We start from the raw sequence: 7,537 nt of genomic DNA on the forward strand, positions 1-7,537 counted from the left end.
CGCCGGGGTGGCGGGGGTCGGGGGTGTGGGTGCCCGGGGGGAGTTGGCGCATTTGCTCCAGTTGGGCTCGGGCGGCCATCTGTTGGGCGAAGAGGGCGGTTTGGATGCCGTGGAAGAGGCCCTCGAGCCAGCCGACCAGTTGGGCCTGGGCGATGCGGAGCTCGGCGTCCGAGGGGACGGTCTCGTCGCTGAAGGGGAGGGCCAGGCGTTCCAGCTCGTCGCGCAGCTCCGGCGCGAGGCCCTGCTCCAGTTCCTGGATGGAGGTGCGGTGGATCTCGGCCAGGCGGGTGCGGCTGGCATCGTCCAGCGGGGCGTGCCGGACCTCCTCGAGTAGCTGTTTGATCATGGTTCCGATGCGCATGACCTTGGCGGGCTGCTCGACCATATCCGCGAGCGACTCTTCTTTTTCGTCGGATTCGCCGGTTTTGTCGTCGCCCATCACATCGCCGGTGAGCGCTTCGTCGCCGGTCGAACCCGATTGCGCGCTCGCCGGAATGATCAACGGTCGGCCCTCGGGACCAATCACGACAATGGAATCCGGTGTCCCGTCCGATTGCGTCATATTCCCTATCCTGCCGTCTCCCGGTCGAACGCGCTAAGGCACCCGCCGACGGGAGTCGAACACAGCAACACGGTTACGCCGGTCTGGCAACTGCCTTTAGAGTGGCCTGCATGACTTACGACGTCGCAAGGGTGCGGGGCCTCATACCGTCCCTGGGCGACGGCTGGATCCATCTCGACCCGCAAGCCGGCATGCTGGTCCCGGATTCGGTATCGCGGGCCGTATCAACAGGTTTCCGGACCTCCGCCTTCTCGCACACCAACCGGCACGGCGCCGCCAAGCGCAGCGCCGCCATCCTGGAGGCCGCCCGCGAGGCGGTCGCGGACCTGGTCGGCGGCGATCCGGCGGGTGTGGTGCTCGGCCCCGACCGGGCGGTGCTGCTGGCCTGGCTGGCCGAGTCGCTGAGTTCCCGGCTGGGTCTGGGCACCGGGATCGTGCTGTCGCGTCTGGACGACGAGGCCAATGTCGCGCCGTGGCTGCGGATCGCGAATCGGTATGGCGCGCACGTGCGCTGGGCGGAAGTGGAGATCGAGACCTGCGAAATGCCCGCGTGGCAGTTCGAGGAGCTGATCGGACCCACCGCCCGCCTGGTCGCCCTGACCGCGGCGTCGCCGATCGTGGGCTCGGCCCCGGCGGTGCGGGTGGCGGCCGACCGGGTGCACGAGGTGGGCGGCCTGCTGGTCGCCGACTGCTTCGGCGCGGCGCCGTACGCGCTCATCGACATCGACGAACTGAATGCCGACGTCGTCGCGCTGAGCGCCCCGGCGTGGGGCGGCCCGCAGATCGGCGCGCTGGTGTTCCGCGACCCGGCCTTCCTGGACCGCATCCCCTCCATGTCGCTCAACCCCTACGCCAAGGGTGCGGAACGGCTGGAGGTCGGCGGCCACCAGTACGCCCTGCTCGCCGGGCTGACCACCTCCATCGACTACCTGGCCGGCCTGGACGAGCGCGCCACCGGCACCCGCCGCGAACGCCTCGAGATGTCGATCACCTCCCTACAGGATTACCACGACCAGCTCTTCGAGCACCTCATGGAAACCCTGGACACCATCCCCAACCTCACCGTCATCGGCCGCGCCTCCACCCGCATCCCCACGGTGTCGTTCACCATCGCGGGCATGCAGGCCGAGAAGGTCTCGGCCACACTGGCCGACGCGCGCATCGGCACCCTGAGCGGGTCACACGGCGGCAGCCGCCTGCTCGACGCCCTCGGCGTCAACGACGAAGGCGGCGCGGTCACCATCGGCCTGGCCCCGTACACCACCAGATTCGAGATCGACCAGCTGGGCCGGGCGCTCGCGGCGCTCGACACCTAGCGTCCGGGGCGGCCAGCCCGGCCGGATGACGTCATCGGCCTATACGTGCCATCCGCGCATAAGTGCCATCGGCGACGCGTCGGTTGTGCCATGCCATCTCCGGCGAGCCGCACCGGCGTATCTTCGCGCCGACAAGACGCGGGTCCGCTCAGCGCTGTGGGTTCGCGCCGATCGCGAGGATGACCTTGCCCACCGTTTTATCGGAGTCCAGCAGCCGGTGGGCTTCGCCGACCTCGGTCACCGGCAGCTCGGCGTGCACGACCGGCGTCACCGTCCCGTCGGCGACCAGGGGCCACAGGTGCTGCCGCAATTCGGCGATGATCTCGGCCTTGGAGCCGCGCCCGGTGGCGGGGCGGCGGCGCAGATTGGTGGCGTGGATGGTGCCGCGCTTGCCCAGCAGCGCGCCCAGATTCAGCTCCGCTTTCACGCCGCCCTGCATGCCGATGACCACCAGCTGCCCGTCCTCGGCCAGGGCGTCGACATTGCGGGACAGATAGGCCGCGCCCATCACGTCGAGAATGATGTCCGCGCCGGAACCCTCCGCCCGCAGCACCTCCACGAAATCCTGTTCCCGGTAATTGATGAGAATGCTCGCGCCCAATTCCGCGCAGGCGTCCAGTTTCAACCGCGAACCGGCGGTCACCGCCACCCGCGCCCCGCGGCTCACCGCCACCTGAATGGCGTGCGTCCCGATCCCGCTGCCGCCACCGTGAATCAGCAGCAACTGCCCGGCGTGCAGCCCGGCCCGCATGACCAGATTCGACCACACCGTGGCCGCGACCTCCGGCAGCGCCGCCGCGGCGGCCAGATCCAGCTCCGCCGGCACCGGCAACACCTGCGTCGCGGGCACCACCACGCGCTCGGCGTACCCGCCGCCGGAGAGCAGCGCGCAGACCCGGTCGCCGGGGCGCGGATCCCGCACTCCCGCACCGACTTCCGCGACCACGCCGGAGCATTCCAGGCCGATGATGTCGCTGGCTCCCGGCGGTGGCGGGTAGAACCCCTGCCGCTGGAGCAGATCGGCGCGGTTGACCCCGGCGGCCACCACCTCGATCGCGACCTCGCCCGGCCCCGGCGCGGGCGGGTCCGCAACCTCCGCCCACCGCATGACCTCGGGCCCGCCGAATCCGTCCAGAGTCACCGCGTACATACCAGCGAGCCTACGACGCCTGCCGATGCCGGATTCCCATCCAGCGCTCGGGCAGCGCACAGCATCCTGTCAGCTTCCACCGGCAGGCTGGGACCCGCAGCTCGAGAAAGGAGTTCCCATGGTGGGATTCATCGTGACGCTGGCCATGTTCGGGATGCTGCTCATGATGGCCGTGTCCGCACCGCTGGCCGGTACCTCGTCGCGCGCCCTGGTACGGGTGCGCCGCCGCTGATCCTGCGGTCGGAGAACCGAATTTCCGCAAGGTTTTCCGACGTCGACGCACGGTGTGGTCCAAACCACTAGCGTCTCGTGAATGAGCAGTTTCGTCGACTTCCAGTTCGAGATCTACTTTCAGGGCCTCGGCGGTACCGTCCCCGCACTACCGATGACCGCGGCCGGACTGGAAGCACGCGCCCGGGAGGTGCTCGACCCCGCGGCGTTCGCCTATGTGGCGGGCAGTGCCTCGGCGGAACGCACCGCCGCCGCCAATCTCGCCGCCTTCGACAAATACCGGCTGCTGCCGCGCATGCTGCGCGGGGCCACCGGTCCCGGTGTTCGTGACCTGTCGGTGGAGGTGCTCGGCACCCGCTTCGCCGCGCCCGTGCTGACCGCGCCGATCGGCGTGCTCGGGCTGCTGCACGAGCGCGGTGAGACCGTGGTCGCCGACGTGACCCGGGAGCTGGGCATCGGCATGATGCTGTCCACCGCCGCCTCCTCCACCATCGAAGAGGTGGGCGAGCGGGCGGGCGACTGGTGGTACCAGCTGTACTGGCCGAACGATCCCGAACTCGCCCGCTCCTTCGTCGAGCGCGCCGAGAAGGCCGGAGCCAAGGCCATCGTGGTCACCGTCGACACCCCCGCGCTCGGGTGGCGGCCGCGCGACCTCGAGCACGGGCATCTGCCGTTCCTGCACGGCAAGGGCATCGCCAACTATCTGTCCGATCCGGTCTTCCGGTCCCGGCTCGCCGCCGCGCCCGAGGAAGGCGAGGACGCCATGCGCAATGCCATCCTCACCTGGGCCGGACTGTTCGGCAATCACGCCCTGCGGCCCGCCGATATCGGCCACCTGCGCGAATGGACCGAGCTGCCGATCGCGGTGAAGGGCGTCCTGCACCCCGACGATGCCCGCCAATGCGTGGACGCCGGAGCGGACGGCGTGATCGTCAGCAATCACGGCGGCCGCCAGGTGGACGGCGCGGTCGCCGCCCTCGATGCGCTGCCGACCATTGTCGCCACCGTCGGCGACCGGGCCGACGTGCTCTTCGACTCCGGAATCCGCACCGGGTCCGATGTCATGGTCGCGCTGGCGCTGGGCGCGAAGGCAGTCCTGCACGGGCGGCCGTGGGCGTACGGCCTCGGCATCGCGGGAGCCGACGGCGTCCGCCACGCGCTGCGCTGCCTGCTCGCGGATTTCGATGCGGCCATGGGGCTTTCGGGCTGCACGTCGGTCGGCGACCTGTCCCGCACCATGATCTCCTCCTTCCGCTGAGACCATGCGCTCGGCAGCACCCAGACCGGCCGGAGCGCCGGAATACAATGAGCCGGTGGTCGACGGTCCCGGGGGTCGCACAGCGACCGAACCGAGGTGGCTCACCCCGGCGCAGCAGCGTGCGTGGCGGGCCTATATGGAAGGCTCGCAGCGCCTCATGGCCGAACTCAACCGGCAGCTGCTGGCCGACAGCAGACTATCCCTGGCCGATTACCGCATCCTGGTGAAACTGTCCGAGGCTCCCGGCCGCGCCATGCGGATGAGCGACCTGGCCGACGGCGTGCTGTCCTCCCGCAGCCGCCTCACCCACCAGATCCGCCGCATGGAAGCCCAGCACATGGTGCGCCGCACCTCCGCCGAGGAGGACGGCCGCGGCGTCCGCGCCCACCTCACCGAGGAGGGCATGCGCCGCCTGCGCGCCGCCGCCCCCGGCCACGTCGACGCCGTCCACCGCGACTTCATCGACCTCCTCACCCCCCAGCAACTGGAAGCCGTGGCCGCCGCCTTCGCCCTTATCAACCGCGCCCTCGACAACCGACCACCCCCGTAACCGCCCAATCGGTCGGCGGCCGCCCACTCCACGTCAGCCGACCCTCACCCGCCTCCACGTGATCAACGCTCAGGGCTTTGCGGCGCGTCTCGGTTCTGGACTGAGTGGAGCGGAGGAGCGAAGCGGGGGAGCGGAGGGAGGGAAGAACCGAGACCTCCAGCGCCGCGAAGCCAGCCCGCAGCGCAGCGGAGGGCAATCGAACCCAGCACTGCTAATATCGGTGCCCTGGAAGCGTGGCAGAGCGGCCTAATGCACTCGCCTTGAAAGCGAGCGTCGTGAGAGCGACCGGGGGTTCAAATCCCTCCGCTTCCGCCAAGCCCGAGCCGGTCGTCACCAGTTCCGGAACCGGTGACGACCGCCGGTCACCACAGCGGTCGACGGGCGACCGGTGGATCGGATCACCCCCGGTGCTACCGATGAAAGCCCTTCGGCCGCTTCCGAACTCGTGCCCCGCGTAAGCCGCCGCCCGGTATCCCGATCGGTCGGCTTGTGTGCGGTTTCACGACACGATCGCCGCGGCGTCACGCCTGCCCCACGCCGCCTCTGGCAGACTGGCGACCGTGCCCCGCCACCAGTGGTGTCGTCTCGTCGGCGCGATCGCCTGCGCCGCACTGATACTCGGTGTGGCGTCTCCGTCCGCTGCTCGTCCACCTGCGGATTCCGGTTCGGCGGAAGGCAATTCGGCCGTCCCGGAGGTCTCCGTCGCCGCCGCGCCCGCCGTCGAACGGGTGGAACCCATCGGCGACCGCTTCCTCACGGTCTTCGTGCGCTCCCCGGCCATGGGCCGTGTCGTTTCCGTTCAGGTGCTGCTGCCCGCCGACCGCAGCCGACCCCGCCCCACCCTCTACATGCTCGACGGCCGCAGCGCCGCCGAGGACGTGAACAACTGGACCGCCCGGGGCGGCGCCCTCGAATTCTTCGCCGACAAGCCGGTGAACGTGGTCTTCACCCTCGGCGGCGCGTCCAGCTACTACACCGACTGGAAACGCCCCGACCCGAACCTCGGCGTGAACCGGTGGGAAACGTTCCTCACCCGCGAACTGCCGCCCCTGATCGACGCCCACTTCGACGGCAACGGCCGCTACGCCGTCCAGGGCGTCTCCATGGGCGCGGAGGCCGCCATGATGCTGGCCGTGCGCCGCCCCGGCCACTTCTCCGCCATCGCCGCCCACAGCGGTTGCTACGCGATCAGCTCCGACTACGGCCGCGCCCAGGCTCAGGCCGTCGTCACCACCGACGGCGGCGATACCGCCAATATGTTCGGCGAGGAGGACGACCCCCAGTGGGCCGCCCACGACGTCCACGCCCACGCGGAAGCCCTGCGCGGCACCAGAATCTACCTCTCCGCCGGCATCGGCCTGCCCGGCCTGCACGACCTCCCCGGCACCCCGGAATACCCCGACTCCATCCTCTTCGGCGGCCCCTTGGAGGCCGGCGCCTATGCCTGCACCCTCCAACTCATCGACCGCCTCAGCCAGATCGGCATCCCCATCACCGCCAACCTCCGCCCCACCGGCACCCACTCCTGGCCGTACTGGCGGGACGAATTGCCCCGCGCCTGGCCCACTCTCGCCGCGGGGCTCGGCATCGGCTGACTGCCGCGGTCAGAGCGTGTCGCGTAACGGTACGAGGCGGTAGGTGACCCACGAGCTGAACGGGAAATGCGGTTTGTCGATCTTGACGCGCAGCCTGCGGATCTCTCCGGTGGCGGGCATCGCGACGGGCAGCTCCGGGCGCGCCGCGACGGGGTCGGGCGGATCGGTGATCCACATGCGTTCGAAGTCCGGATGCGCGCGACAGCGGTCGACGATCTCGGTAATAGCGGTCTCTGGCACCGAGATCGGACCCATGACGCGCAGCCCGTAAGCGAAACCGTGTGCCAGCTGCTCCCAGGTCGGCAGAATCTCGCTCGCCTGCGGTGCGGTGAACAGCCAGATGAGCAGATTCGATGTGGTCTCCGCCCCCGGAAAGGTCTCGGCCCACGCGGAATTGGCGCCGAGCACCTCGCCCTCGGGCAGGGTGAGGTAGGCCGCCGGATACGGCAGATCCTCGAGGTCGGCGATGGCGTCGGCATCGGGTCGGCTCGGTGACGGCCCCAGAATGCGGGTGAGCGTCCCCGGATACAGCGCGGCGATGATCCGCTCCCGATAGATGTAGGCGATGGCGAGCGCGTCGAACAGCGCCCCCACGAACTCCAGACTCGGTACCAGCCGCCCCGCCTCGACCTTCTCGATCGAGGATTTCGACCACCCGGTCGTCGCCGCCAGCTGCGCCTGCGTCATCCCCAGCGCCTTCCGCCGGGTCCGCACGAACTCGGCCAACCGCCCTCTGGACATCGAACTTCCACTCTCCTGTAGGCCAACTCACAGCATCCCCGACCCGAAGTCGCACCCGTACTGCGACTCCGGTGCGTTGACACCACCGCCACCGGAAACCAGGCTCTATCCGGAGCTCGATCGAGCCCGCGCAC

General features: G+C 69.8%; 7 protein-coding genes and 1 tRNA gene. 5 read left to right on the forward strand and 3 right to left on the reverse strand.

Annotation, left to right across the window (positions count from 1 at the left end; all coding sequences use genetic code 11):
- Positions 1-562: bacterial proteasome activator family protein (locus tag QK444_RS28680; protein ID WP_282785255.1), on the reverse strand; the 562-nt coding region annotated here is incomplete at its 3' end.
- Between the two features lie 110 nt (positions 563-672).
- Here QK444_RS28680 and QK444_RS28685 point away from each other — a divergent pair.
- Positions 673-1,878 (forward strand): cysteine desulfurase-like protein, encoded by a 1,206-nt coding sequence (locus tag QK444_RS28685; protein WP_282785256.1) that lies wholly within the window; start codon positions 673-675, stop codon positions 1,876-1,878.
- Positions 1,879-2,026: 148 nt separating this feature from the next.
- Here QK444_RS28685 and QK444_RS28690 read toward each other — a convergent pair whose 3' ends face one another.
- The gene (locus QK444_RS28690) at positions 2,027-3,028 is read right to left on the reverse strand and encodes an NAD(P)H-quinone oxidoreductase (protein WP_282785257.1); all 1,002 of its coding nucleotides are present in this window, start codon (positions 3,026-3,028) and stop codon (positions 2,027-2,029) included.
- Between the two features lie 313 nt (positions 3,029-3,341).
- Here QK444_RS28690 and QK444_RS28695 point away from each other — a divergent pair, with 313 nt between their 5' ends.
- The 4 genes from QK444_RS28695 to QK444_RS28710 all read left to right on the forward strand — a co-directional run bounded on the left by QK444_RS28695 (position 3,342) and on the right by QK444_RS28710 (position 6,662).
- The gene (locus QK444_RS28695; RefSeq protein ID WP_282785258.1) at positions 3,342-4,517 is read left to right on the forward strand and encodes a lactate 2-monooxygenase; all 1,176 of its coding nucleotides are present in this window, start codon (positions 3,342-3,344) and stop codon (positions 4,515-4,517) included.
- Positions 4,518-4,653: 136 nt separating this feature from the next.
- A complete protein-coding gene (locus QK444_RS28700) occupies positions 4,654-5,067 on the forward strand; it encodes a MarR family transcriptional regulator (protein ID WP_306358885.1) in 414 nt (137 codons plus the stop codon).
- Positions 5,068-5,294: 227 nt separating this feature from the next.
- Positions 5,295-5,382: transfer RNA gene (locus QK444_RS28705), tRNA-Ser, on the forward strand.
- Between the two features lie 245 nt (positions 5,383-5,627).
- A complete protein-coding gene (locus QK444_RS28710) occupies positions 5,628-6,662 on the forward strand; it encodes an alpha/beta hydrolase family protein (RefSeq protein ID WP_282785260.1) in 1,035 nt (344 codons plus the stop codon).
- 9 nt (positions 6,663-6,671) lie between these two features.
- On the opposite strand, the gene QK444_RS28715 is transcribed toward QK444_RS28710, so the two are convergent.
- Complete coding sequence (locus QK444_RS28715) at positions 6,672-7,403, reverse strand: helix-turn-helix domain-containing protein (RefSeq protein ID WP_282785261.1); 732 nt, start codon at positions 7,401-7,403, stop codon at positions 6,672-6,674.
- Between the last annotated feature and the right edge of the window lie 134 nt (positions 7,404-7,537).

The sequence above is a fragment of the Nocardia sp. CC201C genome (assembly GCF_030010695.1).
GTDB lineage: Bacteria > Actinomycetota > Actinomycetes > Mycobacteriales > Mycobacteriaceae > Nocardia > Nocardia otitidiscaviarum.